The sequence below is a fragment of the Sulfitobacter geojensis genome, from assembly GCF_000622325.1.
Lineage (GTDB): Bacteria > Pseudomonadota > Alphaproteobacteria > Rhodobacterales > Rhodobacteraceae > Sulfitobacter > Sulfitobacter geojensis.
On the sequence record NZ_JASE01000005.1, the window covers coordinates 466077 to 483673 of the forward strand.

Sequence of the window (17597 nt, forward strand, 5' to 3'; positions counted from 1 at the left end):
TAGGTGATCAGCTGTCCTGTAGGGCGGAACAAATCTGTTCGACACCCTGCGCGACGTCCTCGGCCATGGCTAAGGCGGCGGCGCCCACGTCACGGGCCCGCAGCGCAGCAAGCAAGTCCTGATGTTTATCCGGCAAGCTATCGGTGCCGAACCTTCCACATACCACCCTGAGCGACGGGCCGAAGCGCAGCCAAAGCCGGTCGACGGTGGCGGCCATGATCGGGGCATCGGCGGCGTCGTAAATCATTGCGTGAAAACGATAGTTGTGGGTCAGATAGCCGCCGATATCCCCCTGTGCGATAGCCCGGTTCAGCGCGTCGTCACAGGCCGTAATCGCATCCAAAGCGACCGGCGTGAGCCGTAACGTCGCGCGCCGTGCAAGCTCGGGTTCAAGTGTTTTGCGCATAAATCCCAGCTCGTCAGCGCAGTCGGATGTCAAAATCGGTACACTGACGCGACGGTTGCCTTGGTGGGTCAATGCCCCTTCGGCAATGAGGCGACGCAGCGCTTCTCGTACCGGTGTCATGCCGACGTTCAACTGATCGGTCAGCCCTTGAATCGTCACCGGTTGACCGGGGGCGAGGTCCCCGAACAGAATCATCACCCGCAGTTTTTCATAAACTGCCTGATGCGCGGGCATTTTTCCTGTTTCAGGCCCAAGAAACGGGTTTGTCGGGGTGATCACATCCACATTCATGCGCACTTGCCTGCTTTTCAATAGTTGGAACACGGCTTGCACCGGTCATTTCTGCGTCAAACCATAAAGTAACTTGCCGCAAGAGGCAAAACTTGATCAAATTAAATCAATGCCGGACTAAATCCGGAAAACATAAGGGAGTAAGATATGAAGAATCGTATGTTGGGTGCCGCCGCCATTGCCACATTGACTGCGGGTGCTGCTGTCGCCGAAGAGGTCCGCGTTTACAACTGGTCGGATTATATTGACGAAGCTTTGCTGGAAAAGTTCGAGACAGAGACCGGCATCGAGCTGATCTATGACGTATTCGATAGCAATGAAGTGCTTGAGACCAAGCTGCTGGCGGGTGGGTCGGGCTATGACGTTGTTGTGCCGTCGGGCACTTTCCTGCAACGCCAGATCACGGCGGGCGCGTTCCAGAAATTGGACCCGTCCAAGCTGTCGAACATGGACAACATGTGGGATACGATCAACGACCGCTTGAAAAAGTATGACCCCGAAGGTGCCTATGCGATCAACTATATGTGGGGCACCACAGGCATCGGCGTGAACATCAACAAAGTCAAAGAAGTGCTGGGCGATGACGCGCCGGTGGATTCGCTGGCATTGGTGCTTGATCCTGCGAACATGGAAAAATTGTCGGAATGCGGTGTGCATTTCCTTGATGCGCCGGCAGAGATTATTCCCGCGACACTGGCCTATATTGGTGAGGACCCCGACAGTCAGGATACCGATGTCATCGCCAAGACAGAGCCGGTGCTTTCCGCTGTTGCGCCCTTTGTGCAGAAATTCCACAGCTCGGAATACATCAACGCTTTGGCCAATGGTGACATCTGCGTGGCCGTCGGTTGGTCCGGTGACATCTTGCAGGCCCGCGATCGTGCAGCAGAGGCCGAAAACGGCGTCGAGATTGAATATTACGCCCCCAAAGAAGGCGCGTTGATGTGGTTCGACAACATGGCCATCCCGGTCGATGCACCAAACCCGGATGCTGCGCATAAGTTCCTGAACTTTATCATGGATGCGCAGAACATGGCGGCGGCGTCGAACTATGTTTATTATGCCAACGGTAACAAGGCGTCACAGGAGTTTCTGGTTGAAGATGTGATCGGTGATGTTGCGATCTACCCTGATGCTGCGACGCTTGAGAACCTGTATACCACGTCGCCCTATGGCCCGAAGGTGCAGCGCAGCGTGACGCGGATGTGGACCAAAATTAAGTCCGGTACATAAGTTGCCAATGCGGGGCGCGGTTGGGATCAACCGCGCCTCTTTTTCATCTGATCAAACAGGGATGACCGCAACGTGAGCCAAACCGTTTTTGCCCCTTGGGAAAATCCCGACGAAAAACCGTTGATCCGGTTCCAGAACGTGACGAAAAAATTCGGTGAATTCACCGCTATTGACGATCTGACGCTTGATATCTTTGCACAGGAATTCTTTGCACTGCTCGGACCATCAGGCTGCGGCAAGACGACGATGATGCGCATGCTGGCAGGGTTTGAAACCGTCACCGAAGGGCGGATCGAACTTGCCGGTGCGGACATTGGTCCGGTCCCGCCGAATGAACGTGCGGTGAATATGATGTTCCAGTCCTACGCGCTTTTCCCCCATATCAGTGTTTGGGAAAACATCGCCTTCGGCCTGCGCCGCGATAAGAAAAGCAAAGCCGAGATCGAAGCGCGGGTTGAAGAGATGCTCAAGCTGGTGCGGCTTGAAAAATTTGCCCACCGTAAACCACACCAGATTTCCGGCGGTCAACGCCAACGCGTGGCTTTGGCCCGCTCGCTTGCGAAGGCACCTAAACTACTGCTGCTCGACGAACCGCTGGGCGCTTTGGACAAGAAACTGCGGCAGGAAACCCAGTTCGAACTGATGGACATTCAGGAAACCACCGGCACTACTTTTGTTATCGTGACACATGATCAGGAAGAAGCGATGACCGTGGCCTCTCGTGTGGCCGTAATGGACGAGGGGCGCGTTATTCAGGTGGCGACGCCTGCCGCGATTTATGAATATCCGAACTCCGTTTATGTTGCGGATTTCATTGGGGACGTGAACATCATCGAAGGGCTGGCAAGCCCGTCGGGCACAGAAGAATACGCGCTGACGTGGAGTGACGGACAAGCCCCGATCACCGCGACGTCGCAAAAGACATTCAGTGAGGGTCAAAAGGCCCACCTTGCGATCCGGCCTGAAAAGATCCGCATTTCGACAGAGAAACCAGAAGATGCGGTGAATGCCATGCAGGGCAAGGTTCTGGACATCGCTTATTTGGGAAACCTGTCTACCTATCACGTGGAACTGCCCGGTGGTCAGGTGATTAAAGCCCAGACCGCCAATACCCGCCGCATCGCGCGACGTGATATTACATGGGAAGACCCCGTCTGGATTTCGTGGAGCGCAACCGCTGGCGTGATGTTGGAACAATGATGCGCCGCGCCACCCTGATCCTCGTGCCATACCTGTGGCTTTTGCTGCTGTTCTTTGCACCTTTTCTGATCGTTCTGAAAATATCGCTGTCCGATGCTGCCTTGGCGATCCCCCCCTACACACCGAATCTCAAAGACGGCATCGGTGCCTTGATCAGCGAGCTGGATTTCGAGAACTTTGTCTTCCTCACCGAAGACGATCTGTATTGGAAAGCCTACCTGAGTTCCCTGCGTATCGCTTTTGTGTCGACGGTGCTGACCTTGCTGGTCGGGTATCCGATTGCCTACGGTATGGCGAAAGCGCCGGAGGAATGGCGCGCCACGCTGATGATGTTGGTGATCCTGCCGTTCTGGACGTCATTTCTGATCCGCGTTTACGCGTGGATGGGCATTCTCAGCAACGAAGGGTTGTTGAACCAATTGCTGATGTGGCTGGGGGTGACAAGCGAACCTTTGGTGATCCTGAACACCACGACAGCGGTCTACATCGGTATCGTTTACACCTATCTGCCCTTTATGATCCTGCCGATTTATGCCGCCCTTGACCGGCTGGACGCGTCCCTGGATGAGGCGGCGCAGGACCTGGGTTGTACGCGCATGCAGGCCTTTTGGCTGGTCACCATTCCATTGTCGAAAAACGGGATCGTTGCCGGGTCTTTTCTGGTGTTTATCCCGGCGCTGGGCGAATTTGTGATCCCTTCGCTGCTGGGCGGATCGGGTACGTTGATGATCGGTAAGGTTCTTTGGGAAGAGTTCTTTAACAACCGCGACTGGCCTGTGGCATCGGCCGTTGCCGTCATCTTGTTGTTGATCCTGATTCTGCCGATTGTCCTGTTCCAGCGCAACCAGCAAAAACAGCAGGAGGCCGAACAATGAGGCGGATGTCGTGGTTTAACGTTACATCGCTGACGCTGGGGTTTGCATTCTTGTATCTGCCCATGCTGGTGCTGGTGATCTACAGTTTCAACGCCTCCAAACTGGTGACCGTTTGGGCAGGGTTTTCGACAAAATGGTACGGCACGCTTTTCCAGAACGAGGCATTTTTGGATGCGGCTTGGGTCACGCTGAAGGTGGCCGTGATTTCATCAACCTTTGCCACCGTACTGGGCACCATGGCCGCCTATGTGCTGGTGCGCGGCGGGCGTTTTATGGGGCGCACGCTGTTTTCAGGGATGATCTATGCGCCTTTGGTGATGCCTGAAGTTATCACAGGCCTGTCTTTGTTGCTGCTCTTTATTGGCATCGGATTGGATCGTGGCGTTTTGACCATCGTGCTGGCACATACCACTTTTTCCATGTGTTATGTTTCTGTGGTGGTCTCTTCGCGCTTGGTCAGTTTTGACCGCTCTTTGGAAGAGGCAGCGCTTGATCTTGGATCAACCCCTTGGGAGGCTTTTCGACTGGTCACTTTGCCGATCATCGCACCGGCTGTGATTTCGGGCTGGCTGCTGGCATTTACGCTTAGTCTCGATGATTTGGTCATCGCCTCGTTCACGTCCGGTCCGTCCGCAACAACCTTGCCAATCAAGATATTTTCGGCTGTCCGCCTTGGGGTGTCACCCGAGATCAACGCACTGTCGACTATTATGATTTTGATTGTGACCATAGGGGTCGTAACCGCATCGCTTGTGACGAAACGCAATGCCCTACGCGCCCAGACCGACGCGCAGGCGGCAGAGCGGGCGACAGGGTGATGAAACGTATCTATCCTGATTTTGCCTATTCCGATACGCCACGCGCGGGGTGTTGGTGGGATGAAACTTGCGCAGCGCCTGATCGGCCAGCCTTGGGCGGCGACCACAGCTGTGATGTCGCGATTATCGGCGGCGGATTTACCGGCGTATCCGCAGCGCTTCAGCTTGCGCAGGCAGGGGTTTCGGTAACCATCTTGGAAAGCCGTTATGTCAGCTGGGGTGCTTCGGGGCGCAACGGCGGGTTTTGTTGCTTGGGGGGCGGAATGCTCGACAACCAACAATTGGACCAGACGTTTGGCAGACAGGGACGCGATGAATGGCATCAGGCCGAACTGGCGTCGATCCGATACGTCGAAGGGTTGATCGACCGTTTCGGCATCGAGGTTGACCGTCATTCCAAGGGTGAAACGCAATTGGCGCACCGCGCGCGCGATTACGAAATCATGAAAGCATCGGTGGATCATTACGCCGAAAGCTACGGTTTCGAAGCGCAGTTGACAGCCAAGTCTGATTTGGCGTCGGAAGGTATGAACGCAGGTTTCGAAGGTGCGATTACGATCCCCGTGGGTTTCGGATTGAACCCGCGTAAGTACATCACCGGTCTCGCCACCGCCGCCGAGGCCGCAGGCGCTAAGATTTTCCACAACACATCTGTGACGGGCATGTCCCGTCCAAGTGGAGGGTTTTCGCTGGAGACCCCGCAGGGAACAGTACAGGCAGCAAAAGTCATTGTGGCGACGAACGGTTATTCCTCCGAAGACCTGCCAGATTGGCTTGCTGGCCGGTACATGCCGACACAATCCAGCATTATCGTCACCCGCCCGATGACAGAAACGGAGTTGGCCGCTCAGGGCTGGAACAGTGATCAAGCGTCCTACGATTCGCGTAACTTGCTGCATTATTTCCGGCTGATGCCTGACAAGCGGATGTTGTTCGGGGTGCGCGGTGGGTTGATGGCGACTGCCGGATCAGAGGCGCGGGCCATCAAGCGGGCGCGCGCCGATTTCGATGACATGTTCCCGGCATGGCGCGGGGTAGAGACGCCGAACGCCTGGTCGGGAATGGTTTGTATTGCCCGAAACCAGATGCCGTTTGTTGGGCAAGTACCTGACAGTCCGGGTCTGTTTGCCAGCCTGTGTTATCACGGGAACGGCGTGGCGATGGCAAGCTATTGCGGGGCACTGCTGGCGGATTTGGTGCAGGACAAAAAGCCAAGCCAGATTTACCCTAAGGCGGTCCAGCGCCCGCTTGCCAAATTTGAACTCGGCCGTTGGCGCCGCGCAATCATGCCCATCGCATACGCCGGCTTTGGCTTGAAAGATCGCTGATGTTACGCCGGCGGTTCGCGTAACCCGTCAACGCTGCTCGCCAGAATGGCGCTGCCACCTTCGAGGATCAGAACAGTGTCGCTGCCTTGCAGGCGGGTTTCGACGATGCGACCAAATGTTTCTGTCGGCTCTGACAGGATTATTTCGCCATTGGCGCGGCTTTCGATATCAAAGCTATAGAGCCCAGTGGCAAAGGGCGTCCCGTCATTTGCAACGCCTGCCCATTCCACAGGTTCTGCCGAGACCGGCAATTGCAAACGCTGGACCTCTTCGCCGGAACGATCACGTACAACCAGATAAACCTCGTCAGAGGCTGCAGCGGGATTTGGATTGATCACGATCGGGCTACCGTCGAATTGAACCGGCGCGGTTGTGCGTGCTTCCATTCCGATCCAGCTGGCAAGTTCTGCCATGTTTCCGGACCCGATCTGCGAGGCAAGAGAGGTCAGCAAATCGTTCGACAAGACCTGTTGTTCAACCATCGAAAACTGGGCCAGTTGCGCCGCGTATTGAGATGAATCGATCGGTTCAAGCGGGTCTTGAAAACGGGCCTGCGCGGTTAACATTTTTAAAAAGGTTTCAAAGTCCGACGACAGAACCGGTTCGGTCTGGGGGGCCGTATTGGCAAGGGCGGCAGCCCCAGCGGCGGTGGCGTTCGCAACGGGTGATGTATTGATGTCCATAAGAGGTCCTGTTCAAAGCCGGATATCAAGACCGGCAGATGGGCCAGCCGTTAGGGTGATCTGAGTGGTGTCGGGGGTAGAAGCGTCAAATTCCATCCCGTCCTTTTTGTTTTTTGTCGGGACTGAATCATTGCCAGCCTCTGTCTGGGACTGATCTCCGCCGGTGAAGGAAAAGGCGATATGGTTATAACCGATGTCCTGAAAGGCGGATTCAAGGTTTGCGATATGCCGACGCATAAGATCAACGGTTTCCTGCCGCTCAGCCAGGACGTTCACGACCAGTCCCGTCTCTGACGCGGAGAGGGCCAGGCGCACGCGGCCCAACTCCTCTGGGTTGAGCGATATTTCAACGGGCCGGTTCGGCATGTTTTGCATTGCTTCCGCGATTTGTCGGGCGACATGTTGCGGCAGAGATAATGTCGGGTGGACCGGCTGGTTCTGCGGCGCAGTTGCGGCAATGGAAACATCACCACGCAGGGTGACAAGGGGATCTGCCTCCGCCGGATTGACGGCGTTCTTGGCGGTGTCAAACATTGGGGCCGCTCCCGCTTGGACAACGTTGAAGGTGGTGCTGGTCTGCAGCGGCGAAAGAGGCGTTGCGGGCTTTGCCGCTGTGAATGTCGCAACTGCGGGATCCGCTGCCGCAGTCCGGTCCGCAGATGATCTGCGCGAGGCTGAATCGACCGAAGGAACAGTTGAAGTTGCCAACTGTGTCATTACTGGCGTCTGCGAAGTTGCGGAGAACGTATGGGATATCGCGACGGTCGCGTTCGATGTTTCAGCTCTTGCTTGTGCCTGATCCGCTTGGTTGGCGTCAGTTGTGATCTGGTTGTTTGGGACGGTGACATCTGGCGCTTTGGTTCTCAAAGTAGCGGTCGTTGGGGCAGGTGTGGAGGCCGCCACACGCACGGCACCTTCAGGATTGGAAGAGTGCGATACGACAGGAAAATCGCGCGCCATCTCGCCAGATGCGTTTGAAAGCGCAATTGGATGGATCGCTAAAGACCATGGCTTTGAAGCGTTCGCTGGCAAAGCGAAGCGCGTTTGATCCGGCTGAAGAACCGCTTGGTCCGAGATCGGAACGGTTGTGGGGCGGGCGTTTGTCGATGTTAACGTCCCTGACGATTGAGAAGGGGTTTGCGCTACCGTGCTGTTACCCGTTTCTAGCGGTTCACCTAACGGGATCGCCTTTGGTTGGGTGCGTTCAATTGTGCGACGCGTTTCGAAGGCCGGTATCGCGATTTCGCTTGGATCGTCCGTAGTTTGAGCCAAGGATTGCACTGGCATGGGTGCTTTGGCCGCATCAAGAGGTCCCTCATCTGCGCCGCTTGGCTGCGCGGTCGAAATTACAGCATTTAGGGGAGGTCGCTCGGTTTCCGTTACATCGGCCTTGTCGGTTTTTAGCGTCGCGTTTTGCGGGGAACCGGCGGTTGGCGGGCCTTGTTCAAGTGTAAGGTCGGTCGAAATAGGCTCTTCGCCAGAAGCGACGGTAAAATCTGCTAATATGGTCGTAAAGCTCAGGCTTTTTTCAGCAGTGTGCGGCATATCTTGCGCCGCAGATTTGGCAGTTTCAATGTCACGATTTGAGCCTGTTTGTTGCACGCTACCCTTCGCGGGTAATAGGGATTGGGTCAAAATATGTTGCACCTAGTCCTCCGAGATTTCTTCTCCGACTGACGCGGTTATGGGCGAAGATCGTTACCAGTTGTTTACCGAAATCAGCGCATATTTGGGAAAGTAGACAGCAATTTAAGGAACCTGCTATGGAAGCGATCCCCCCTGTTGTGGCCCCGACCTATCAGCCACAAGGAGAAAACGCGTTGCGTGATGCTGCGATGCAGTTGGAGGCGAATTTCCTTGCGGAAATGCTGAAATCAGCAGGGCTTGGCGCGTCTCCAGATGGGTTTGGCGGTGGTCCCGGGGAGGATCAGTTTGCATCCTTTCTGGTCGCTGAACAGGCCATGGCGATGGTCCGGGCGGGCGGCATCGGACTGAGCGAATCGATTTATGAAGCACTCAAGGAGCGAAACAATGACGGCAAAGAGTAATGTAGTTGCAACCGAAGAGCTGAGTGAACTGCTGGATGCAGAGCGTGAGGCGCTTTTGAAAGGCGATCTGGAGAAGTTGAACGCGTTGCTGGTGTCCAAAGAAGCGCTGATTGAGGCGATGAACGCAGTGCCCCAGACAGATTTGACGACGATGCAGATGCTCGACAGTAAGGTAAAGCGCAACCAGCTTTTGCTGGACGGCGCACTTGAAGGCATTCGTGCAGTCGCAGTCCGTATGGCGCGCCTGCGCGAGGTAAAGGGGGCACTGGAGACTTATGGCGCGGACGGCAAACGTCATGACATCCAATTGGATATTGATAGCTCGGTTGAACACCGGGTTTGAGCAATTGATTAAAAACCCCAAGATTTGGCGTGGGCCGGTTCAGTAATCGTTAAGACTACTACGCCAAATCTAAGCGTGCATCCGAGGTCGGGTGGCGCATCTTTTAAACAAAAAGCATGCATGGTTCAGAATGACATCTCGTCCAGCCCCTAGGGAGCGGACACAACGGACGCAAAGCGTCTATGACTGAAGGAACATGCTTATAGCGACTTTCCAGGCACCACCGTGATGCCCACCGCCCTTAACAACCTTTTTGCGTTTGATAATGACTGGTGCCGCATTTGCTTGCGCACCCATCTTCATCACCCTTTTTCACCCAAGTGCAGGCGTATCAGACAGGGCGCTAAGGGGAGCTTAACAGTTTCAATTGCTTGTATTTCCTCTTCGCTCTTGCAGGGGGGCGTGGAAAGGGGCTTGATGCCTGCGAGAGGAACAGCCCGTGACAGATCAGACAGAAACCGACAGCCGGTATGCGTGGTTCAGGTTGTGTGTCACGGTGCTGGTGGCCGTTATCGCCAATGCCGGGATGTGGGCGATTATCGTCATCATGCCGGCGGTCGAGGCGGAATTCGGAGCAAGTCGTGCTGCGGCTTCCATGCCCTACACGCTGAATATGATCGGTTTCGCGCTGGGAAATTTTGCGATCGGGCGCGCGCTGGATCGTTTCGGGGTCACGGTGTCGTTGATCCTTGCGGCCTTGGGGATCGTCGCAGGGTTGGTTCTTGCGATCCTGTCGCATTCGATCGTGATGCTTTCTATCGCCCAGTTGATTGTCGGTCTTGCCTCGGCTGTCGGGTTCGGGCCGTTAATTGCGGATATATCGCACTGGTTTGTGCGCCGGCGCGGGATTGCCGTGGCTTTGGTGGCCAGCGGGAACTACCTGTCAGGGGCGATCTGGCCGATGCTTCTGGCTGGTGTTCTGGCAAGTGACGGTTGGCGGGCAGCCTATACCGTGTTGGCAGTCGCGACCTTTGTTGGCGTCATCCCGCTGGCCTTTTTATTGCGCCGTGCCACGTCGGATGCCACCCGTGATGCCGCGCAGCTGGCCTCGACCCTGAAAGCGCAATCTTCCGGCGTCAGCCCGCGCGTACTGGCCTATTTGCTAGGGTTCGCCGGTATTTCTTGTTGTGTGGCCATGTCGATGCCACAGGTACATATCGTGTCGCTTTGTGTCGACATGGGGTTCGGCCCTGTTGCCGGTGCAGAAATGCTTTCGCTTATGCTGCTGGGCGGTGTCGGATCGCGCATTGTGTCGGGTGTGCTGGCGGACCGTTTGGGCGGGGTGCGTACCTTGCTGATCGGGTCGACCCTGCAATGCCTTGCGCTATTCCTTTACCTGCCTGCAGGCGGCCTTATCTCGCTTTATATCGTCAGCCTTGTTTTCGGATTGTCCCAAGGCGGCATCGTGCCCAGCTATGCCCTGATCGTGCGCGAATATATGCCCGCCAAAGAGGCCGGCGCGCGGGTCGGTTTTGTATTGATGGCGACGATTATGGGAATGGCGCTGGGCGGTTGGATGTCGGGGCAGATCTATGTCTGGACCGGTTCTTATGAATGGGCCTTTATCAACGGAATCATATGGAACGGTTTCAACATCGCGATCATGCTGTGGCTTTTGCTGCGCAGTACGCCGCGCGGCCCGCGCGTCACTTCTGCGCCCGCGCCTCTGCCAGCTTGATCTGCTTTTGCCGTTCGCGAAAACGGTCCTTGTCCCAATCAGTTGTCTGATCAAAACACTTGTGGCAACTCACACCCTGTTCGAATTCGGGGCGTTTCATATCTTCCGGCAGGATCGGCTGACGACAACCGTGGCACAGCACGTGCTGGCCTTCGACCAAACCGTGTCCGACGCTGACCCGCGCGTCAAAGACAAAACAATCGCCTTCCCATGTGCTTTCTTCCTGCGGGACTTCCTCAAGGTATTTCAGGATGCCACCTTTCAGGTGAAACACATCCTCTACCCCTTGACCCAACAGATAGTTCGTTGATTTCTCACACCGAATGCCACCGGTACAGAACATCGCCACACGTTTGTTGTGAAACCGGTCCTTGTTTTGCGCCCACCATTCGGGAAACTCGCCAAAAGTCTTGGTCTGCGGATCAACAGCACCCTCAAAAGTGCCGATTTCCACTTCGTAATCGTTGCGCGTATCGATCACCACTACATCGGGGCTTTTGATCAGTTCGTTCCAGTCTGCCGGATCCACATAGTTGCCAACCTTGCTGGCCGGATCGACATCAGGCTGCCCCATGGTCACGATTTCGCGCTTCAAACGCACTTTCATGCGCGGAAAGGGCGGCGTTTCGCTCGTAGCTTCTTTCCACTCCAAACCGGCGCACCCCGGCAGGCTGCGGAGATGCGCGATCACCGCGTCGATGCCCGCGCGCGATCCTGAAATGGTGCCGTTCACCCCTTCGCCGGCAAGCAACAGCGTGCCTTTGACGCCCTGCGCCAAGCATAGATCCAGCAGCGCGGGTTTCAACGCGGCGGGGTCGGGGAAACGGGTAAAGTGATAAAGCGCGGCGATTGTGTACATGGGCGGTGAAATAGGCCCCAAAGGGGCTGTTTTGCAAGGGGGCGGTGGGTTAAAACCCGTCCGACACGCCTGCTGAAAGGAAACACCATGCAAGCCCTTGTTGTGATTGACGTCCAGAATGACTTTTGCCCCGGTGGAGCCTTGGCCGTCGCGGGGGGCGATGACATTGTGCAGGGCATCAATGCGCTGATGAACGATTTCGACTCAGTGATCCTGACGCAGGACTGGCATCCGGCGGGCCACTCTTCTTTTGCCTCCTCCCACACGGGCAAGGCACCTTTGGAGTTGATCGACATGCCTTACGGCCCGCAGGTTTTGTGGCCCGATCATTGTATTCAGGGCAGTTTGGGGGCGAAATTTCATATGGAGCTGCATCAGGACCGCGCGGATATGATCATCCGCAAGGGTTATAACCCAGCGATCGACAGTTACTCTGCCTTTTTCGAAAACGACCATGAAACGCCTACCGGCCTTGAAGGGTATCTGCGCACGCGCGGCATCACTGGCGTGACCATGGTTGGTCTGGCGCTGGATTTCTGCGTAAATTATTCGGCTGTTGATGCCGCAAAGCTGGGCTTTGACGTGACTGTGCGGCAGGATCTGTGTCGCGCCATTGATATGAGCGGTTCACTGGCGGCGGCGGTCGAGGGGATGACGGCGGCGGGGGTTACCCTTGGTTGATGACTATCTGCCGGCGGGCATCAGGCGGGTGACATCCGCATCGATCAGGCTTGAGGACGTCGACGGATCCTGAATGCTGCCGACAGTGTGCAACGTAAAAACCACACCAAGTGCCAAAGCGGGCAGGGCAAGCGTGGGCCGCAGTAAATTCAACCAAAAACCATGGCCGCCGCGCAACGCGGTGGGATCAACCATCCGCGCTTCTTCGATCGCCTTGATGCAGGCTGCGATATCCAAACCGTTCAGGGGCACCCCGGAGATATCGTAGACCGACAGGTTTTCATGCATCCGTACGGCGACGTCTTTCAGGTGATTGCCAAAAGTGTAATCAATCGAACCGCTTGGCAAGGACACACCGGACGCGACAAAAGCAAAGCCGCAATCCTGAAAATAGGCTCTCACCGTTTCGGGGGCCTCAGCTAAGGCGCGCGCGGTGCGGGGGTCGCGAAATTTCGCCACATAATTGGCGCGCGAATGGGGCTGCAGACCGTTTCGGCGCAGCAAAGCGCCCTTGGCAGGATCATCAAAAACCTCGGGCGCACAGAGGTAGGAAATGTCGATGTCATAGCACATTGTCATGGGCTGTCCCTTACGCGATGGGGCAAGGTACCCGTACAATTTGGCGAAAAAAGGGCGCAAACATTAGCGCACTGCGCTAGAGGCCCTGCAACACCGGCTTGCCGCCTGCGATCACACCTTTGATTAGCTTCAATCCCTTTGCCAGTGATGCGCGGTCCCCGAACCGGTCGTTTGACACAACGGGTACGTTGTTTTCTTTGGCAAATTTTAGCAGGAATGCATCGGCTTCTGTTTGTGCAGGGCACACCGTGACCTGATTGGGGGCAAGCCCTAATGCAGCAGCAAAGCTGTATTGGTCCAGTGACTTATCGCCCAGATGATGGCGCGACGAGGCATCAAGAAACACATGGGGCGACAAGTTTTTGCCCCGCAATTTGTCCACAACAACGCGCAACGTGTGCAAATCCGCCTGACCGTCCCAATACATCACGTTCGTGCCGTCAATCACCACGCCCGGTACGTCGCCTTTAGGTGTTATCGGTTGCTTTCTGCGTGCGGCGACCCGTTGTTTGGGCGTAGCGCGATGTTTCTGCTGACCCTTGCGCTGCCCCGTTGGCTTTTGAGCATTCTTTTTCTGCTGCGCAGGTAATCCGCCCGCTTCGGCGCGCCGCAGGACCATCGCGGCCAGCCAGGCGGTAAACACCACGCCCCCCAGAACACCCCAGTAAAACAGGTTCTCCCCTTCAAACGGATATGTGCGTGCGAAATACGCCCCGATCGCCGCCGTCACGCCCAAAGTCACCCACATCAGACGGGACAGGCAGAAGGCATAGCCGATAAAAGCCAATACCAGAACAATCGGTGTCAGAATTTCAATCGGTGTCACGGTGCTCTCCAGTTCATAGACCTTCAGAATGCAGGCCGAATTTGGCAAGCTTATGGCGCAAATTAAATCACCCTTGCCCCTCCCTTGCCAGTTTTGCCACAAAGGCCTGAACTTTTAAGGAATCCCTCATGGTCGATATCGCCTCACGCGTCTGGAACCACAAATGGAAAATCGACCCGATTGTGCGATCCCTGATCGACACGGATTTCTATAAGCTGTTGATGTGTCAGTCTATTTTTAGAAACAAACCAGACACACAGGTCACATTCAGCCTAATCAACCGGTCCACGCATGTTCCGCTGGCCAAATTGATCGACGAGGGCGAATTGCGCGAACAACTTGATCATGTGCGTTCGCTTTCCCTGTCGCGCGGCGAATCTACATGGCTTCGAGGCAACACATTTTACGGCAAACGCCAGATGTTCCGCCCCGATTTCATGGAGTGGTTCGAGGGGCTGCGCCTGCCGCCCTACCACCTGGAACGCAAGGGCGATCAATACGAACTGACCTTCGAGGGCAAGTGGCATGAGGTCATGTTGTGGGAAATTCCCGCGCTCGCGATCCTGATGGAACTGCGAGGCCGCGCTGTACTGGACACGATGGGTAAATTCGAACTGCAGGTACTTTATGCCCGCGCGATGACGCGTGTCTGGGAAAAAATCGAAACGCTGCGCGATATCCCCAATCTGTCGATTGCCGATTTCGGTACACGCCGCCGGCATTCCTATCTGTGGCAGGATTGGTGCGTTCAGGCGATGAGTGAAGGATTGGGCGGTGCTTTTACCGGCACGTCGAATTGCAAAATCGCGATGAGTCGCGAAGTCGAGGCGATCGGCACCAACGCGCATGAATTGCCGATGGTCTATGCGGCCCTTGCCCCCGACGACGCGGCCCTTGCCAAAGCGCCTTATGACGTTTTGCAGGACTGGCATGAAGAACACGAAGGCAACCTGCGGATCATCCTGCCCGATACTTACGGGACCAAGGGGTTCCTTGAAAACGCCCCCGATTGGCTGGCTGGCTGGACGGGCATCCGTGTCGACAGCGGCGATCCCGCAACGGCGGCAAACACCGCAATCGAGTGGTGGAAATCACGCGGCGAAGATCCACGCAATAAGCGGGTAATCTTCAGCGACGGGCTGGACGTGGAAAAAATCAAAACACTGCATGGTGAATTTGCAGGCAAGGTAAACGTGTCCTTCGGCTGGGGTACATTGCTGACCAACGATTTCCGCAAACTGGTGCCGGACGACGCGCTCGCGCCGTTTTCACTGGTGTGCAAAGCGGTATCTGCGAATGGCAAGCCGACGGTCAAACTGTCCGATAACCCCAGAAAAGCGATGGGGCCTGCGGATGAAATTGCCCGTTATAAACGCGTGTTCGGTGTCGGGGATCAGGTGGCGGAAGAAGTGGTGGTCTGAGACTGCCGCAACCGCCGTTCACGCCAAATGATGATCAAGCCGCCAAAGATGATCAGCAACGCGCCAGGAAACAACTCTGACCACGGCGCTTCGTCGAAAAACACCCATCCCAGCACAAAGGCGATGGGAATGCCGAAATAGCTGAAAGGTGCCAGATCGCTTTGATCTGCCATCCGGTAGGCGGTGATCATCAACAACACGGCGGTTCCCCCAAAGGCCCCCATGCCCGCGATCCAGATCAGGTCGCTCGGGGCGCGTAGGGGGGAAAACCCGCCAAGCACCGGCACCAGCGCAAAGGCCCCGATTGCCGCGATGACCGTAGAATAAAGGTTAATCAGCGGGGTCGGCACGTCGTCGTCCATCATGCGCGCCGTGACCCCGACAAAGGCATAACAAAACGCCGCCAGCAACGGCATCAGCGCGGCATTCGAAAAGGTGTCACGCCCGGGCCCGACCACCAGAACCACGCCGACAAAGCCGACCAATACCGCAGACCAGCGCATCGCGCCCACCTTTTCCTCCAACAACGGCACTGCCAGCGCGACCAGAAACAGGGCATTGGCGTAGGTGATTGTCGATGCGGTTGCGAAACTCAGTACACCCAGCGAGATGTAAAACGACAATTGCGCTATCGTCAGGACCGCCCCGCGCAACAGCGCCAGTCGCCATTGCCGGACTTTCCAAATGCGCCCTTTGCGGTGCCATGCCACAGATCCCCACAACACCAGTCCCGAAGGGACCAACCCAAAAATATTGCGATAGGCCGACAATTCCGCGGCCGTATAATGCACCGACAGATGTTTGATCAGCAGACCCATCGCATCAAAGAACATGATTGCGATCAGCGAATACACAATCGCAAGGGTGGTTTTGTTCAACGGCACGGCGATGCTCCGGTGGGGTCAGGGGATTCGCACGCGTGCAATCCTGTCGGCACGTTAGGACCAAAGCGGTGCCGGTTGCCAGCATATGCGCGTTTTGTGGCACTATACTGTCGCAAATCCGCCTTGCGCTAAGGGGGGCAAAATGCGAAGTCTTGTGGGCTTGGTGTCCCGATGCATGATGGTTTTCATGCGGGACCTAACAGGGAATTCAGTCAAGGCAGCCGCCCCAAGCTGAAGCCGCCCCCGCGACTGTAAGCGGTGAGCCCGACCCGATATGCCACTTATCGCAAGATAGGGAAGGCGGGAAAAGGCCACGACCCGCGAGCCAGGAGACCTGCCAAGCGCGAGAGAAACAACAGCCGTCGGGTGTGACGGTAAAGGAGAGAAGACATGACGACACAGACAATGACCCGCAGCAACCTGCGTATGATGCCCGCCCTGTTCGCTTTGGCGCTGGGTTTCGCCGTGATTTCACTGACCGGCCACGTACAGGCAGCCGCCTTGCACGATGCCGCCCATGATGTGCGTCACGCCACCGGATTCCCCTGCCACTAAGCAGACAGCCTTAATCGGGCCGGAAGCACTGTTCTGGGCGTGTCGCATTGCGGCCCGCCCTATTGGCATTTTGGTGTTGCGTCACAGTCATACGGTTTCTGCCGGCCTTTCAGGCGGCAACAGTGTCTAGCGTTTTCGCGCGGGCACGGTTTGCGCTTTGCTAAACATAGGGGTTCATTCAATGTATTCTCGTTTCATTATTTCAGCACTTTTTGCAGGTGCGTCCGCAGGCCTGATCGCTGGTCTCCTTCAACTGATCTTCGTCCAGCCGGTGTTGCTGCATGCAGAACTCTACGAATCGGGCGAACTGGTCCATTTCGGGGCTGCTGCTGTCTCGGCGCATCCTGACTTGCCCGGATTCGACGCCATGCGTGACGGGCTTAGCCTGGTTTTCACCATGCTGACCTATACCGGCTACGCGCTGATCATGATCGCGCTGATGGGCATTGCCGAAGATCGCGGGGCGCGGATCGACGGGCGCTCGGGCATCCTTTGGGGTGTCGCAGGGTTTGTGGCGTTTCACCTTGCCCCCGGTTTCACACTGGCACCCGAAGTGCCCGGTGTTGCCGCGGCTGATGTGTCGGCCCGCCAGATCTGGTGGTTCGCGACGGTTAGCACGGCGGGTGTCGCGCTTTGGCTAATCGCCTTCGGACGCACGTGGATTGTCTGGGCCATCGCTGCCGCTTTGCTCTTGGCCCCACATCTGATCGGTGCGCCGGAGCCTGATGTGTTTACCGGTCCCGTTCCGACGGAAATCGGCGCGCTGTTTGCCGCCCGCGCGTTCGGTGTTGGTCTTGCCGTATGGGTCCTGCTGGGCTGTTTCGCGGGCTACTTCTGGCAACGCGAAGGTGCCCACGCCGACGCCCAAGCCAACGCATAGGAGGTGGCG

The 17597-nt window shown here is 56.5% G+C and carries 19 protein-coding genes, 1 pseudogene and 1 riboswitch; of the genes and pseudogenes, 12 read left to right on the forward strand and 8 right to left on the reverse strand.

The genetic code is table 11. The features are described from left to right. Positions 1–7: 7 nt before the first annotated feature. A complete protein-coding gene (locus tag Z947_RS0104310; protein ID WP_025043087.1) occupies positions 8–697 on the reverse strand; it encodes a GntR family transcriptional regulator in 690 nt (229 codons plus the stop codon). 147 nt (positions 698–844) lie between these two features. On the opposite strand from Z947_RS0104310, the gene Z947_RS0104315 reads away from it, so the two are divergent. The 5 genes from Z947_RS0104315 (at position 845) to Z947_RS0104335 (ending at position 6151) form a co-directional block, all read left to right on the forward strand. After that, positions 845–1930 (forward strand): polyamine ABC transporter substrate-binding protein, encoded by a 1086-nt coding sequence (locus tag Z947_RS0104315; protein ID WP_025043088.1) that lies wholly within the window; start codon positions 845–847, stop codon positions 1928–1930. 72 nt (positions 1931–2002) lie between these two features. Further along, positions 2003–3130, forward strand: coding sequence for an ABC transporter ATP-binding protein (locus Z947_RS0104320; protein ID WP_025043089.1), 1128 nt, complete (start codon positions 2003–2005; stop codon positions 3128–3130). Further along, a complete protein-coding gene (locus Z947_RS0104325; RefSeq protein ID WP_025043090.1) occupies positions 3130–4005 on the forward strand; it encodes an ABC transporter permease subunit in 876 nt (291 codons plus the stop codon). The genes Z947_RS0104320 and Z947_RS0104325 overlap by 1 nt, the downstream gene beginning before the upstream one ends. Beyond that, a complete protein-coding gene (locus Z947_RS0104330; protein WP_025043091.1) occupies positions 4002–4823 on the forward strand; it encodes an ABC transporter permease in 822 nt (273 codons plus the stop codon). Before Z947_RS0104325 ends, Z947_RS0104330 begins: the two co-directional genes overlap by 4 nt. Next, complete coding sequence (locus Z947_RS0104335) at positions 4823–6151, forward strand: NAD(P)/FAD-dependent oxidoreductase (protein ID WP_025043092.1); 1329 nt, start codon at positions 4823–4825, stop codon at positions 6149–6151. The genes Z947_RS0104330 and Z947_RS0104335 overlap by 1 nt, the downstream gene beginning before the upstream one ends. Before the next feature lie 2 nt (positions 6152–6153). Here Z947_RS0104335 and Z947_RS0104340 read toward each other — a convergent pair whose 3' ends face one another. Together Z947_RS0104340 and fliK are read right to left on the reverse strand one after the other, a co-directional pair. Continuing rightward, entirely contained in the window at positions 6154–6834 is a 681-nt protein-coding gene (locus Z947_RS0104340) for a flagellar hook capping FlgD N-terminal domain-containing protein (RefSeq protein ID WP_025043093.1), read from the reverse strand. Positions 6835–6846: 12 nt separating this feature from the next. Further along, a complete protein-coding gene (gene fliK, locus Z947_RS22155) occupies positions 6847–7368 on the reverse strand; it encodes a flagellar hook-length control protein FliK (RefSeq protein WP_162171863.1) in 522 nt (173 codons plus the stop codon). Between the two features lie 1229 nt (positions 7369–8597). Between fliK and Z947_RS0104365 the strand changes: the two genes are divergently transcribed. Further along, the gene (locus Z947_RS0104365; RefSeq protein ID WP_025043097.1) at positions 8598–8882 is read left to right on the forward strand and encodes a rod-binding protein; all 285 of its coding nucleotides are present in this window, start codon (positions 8598–8600) and stop codon (positions 8880–8882) included. Then, complete coding sequence (locus Z947_RS0104370) at positions 8866–9225, forward strand: flagellar protein FlgN (RefSeq protein ID WP_025043098.1); 360 nt, start codon at positions 8866–8868, stop codon at positions 9223–9225. Before Z947_RS0104365 ends, Z947_RS0104370 begins: the two co-directional genes overlap by 17 nt. A gap of 189 nt (positions 9226–9414) precedes the next feature. Here Z947_RS0104370 and Z947_RS22320 read toward each other — a convergent pair. Continuing rightward, positions 9415–9522, reverse strand: a pseudogene (locus Z947_RS22320) (chemotaxis protein MotB); the annotation flags it as partial. Positions 9523–9664: 142 nt separating this feature from the next. On the opposite strand from Z947_RS22320, the gene Z947_RS0104380 reads away from it, so the two are divergent. Further along, positions 9665–10903 (forward strand): MFS transporter, encoded by a 1239-nt coding sequence (locus tag Z947_RS0104380; RefSeq protein WP_025043099.1) that lies wholly within the window; start codon positions 9665–9667, stop codon positions 10901–10903. On the opposite strand, the gene trhO is transcribed toward Z947_RS0104380, so the two are convergent. Further along, complete coding sequence (gene trhO, locus Z947_RS0104385) at positions 10872–11762, reverse strand: oxygen-dependent tRNA uridine(34) hydroxylase TrhO (protein ID WP_025043100.1); 891 nt, start codon at positions 11760–11762, stop codon at positions 10872–10874. The two genes, Z947_RS0104380 and trhO, sit on opposite strands and share 32 nt — an antisense overlap. 87 nt (positions 11763–11849) lie before the next feature. Between trhO and pncA the strand changes: the two genes are divergently transcribed. Continuing rightward, entirely contained in the window at positions 11850–12443 is a 594-nt protein-coding gene (pncA, locus tag Z947_RS0104390; protein WP_025043101.1) for a bifunctional nicotinamidase/pyrazinamidase, read from the forward strand. 3 nt (positions 12444–12446) lie between these two features. On the opposite strand, the gene Z947_RS0104395 is transcribed toward pncA, so the two are convergent. Both Z947_RS0104395 and Z947_RS21445 read right to left on the reverse strand, forming a co-directional pair. Beyond that, on the reverse strand, positions 12447–13022 hold the full coding sequence (locus Z947_RS0104395; protein WP_025043102.1) for a hypothetical protein: 576 nt from the start codon (positions 13020–13022) through the stop codon (positions 12447–12449). Between the two features lie 76 nt (positions 13023–13098). Further along, positions 13099–13848: an NYN domain-containing protein gene (locus tag Z947_RS21445; protein ID WP_156026620.1), complete on the reverse strand. Its 750-nt coding sequence runs from the start codon at positions 13846–13848 to the stop codon at positions 13099–13101. Between the two features lie 128 nt (positions 13849–13976). Between Z947_RS21445 and pncB the strand changes: the two genes are divergently transcribed. Next, the gene (gene pncB / locus Z947_RS0104405; protein ID WP_025043104.1) at positions 13977–15269 is read left to right on the forward strand and encodes a nicotinate phosphoribosyltransferase; all 1293 of its coding nucleotides are present in this window, start codon (positions 13977–13979) and stop codon (positions 15267–15269) included. Here pncB and Z947_RS0104410 read toward each other — a convergent pair. Then, entirely contained in the window at positions 15242–16153 is a 912-nt protein-coding gene (locus Z947_RS0104410) for a DMT family transporter (RefSeq protein ID WP_025043105.1), read from the reverse strand. The genes pncB and Z947_RS0104410 overlap by 28 nt on opposite strands. A 144-nt stretch (positions 16154–16297) precedes the next feature. Further along, positions 16298–16509: riboswitch (cobalamin riboswitch) on the forward strand. A 34-nt stretch (positions 16510–16543) separates the two neighbouring features. On the opposite strand from Z947_RS0104410, the gene Z947_RS21785 reads away from it, so the two are divergent. Then, positions 16544–16708: a CbtB domain-containing protein gene (locus Z947_RS21785; RefSeq protein WP_081781116.1), complete on the forward strand. Its 165-nt coding sequence runs from the start codon at positions 16544–16546 to the stop codon at positions 16706–16708. Positions 16709–16889: 181 nt separating this feature from the next. Further along, positions 16890–17588: a CbtA family protein gene (locus tag Z947_RS0104420; RefSeq protein WP_025043106.1), complete on the forward strand. Its 699-nt coding sequence runs from the start codon at positions 16890–16892 to the stop codon at positions 17586–17588. The last annotated feature ends 9 nt before the right edge of the window (positions 17589–17597 follow it).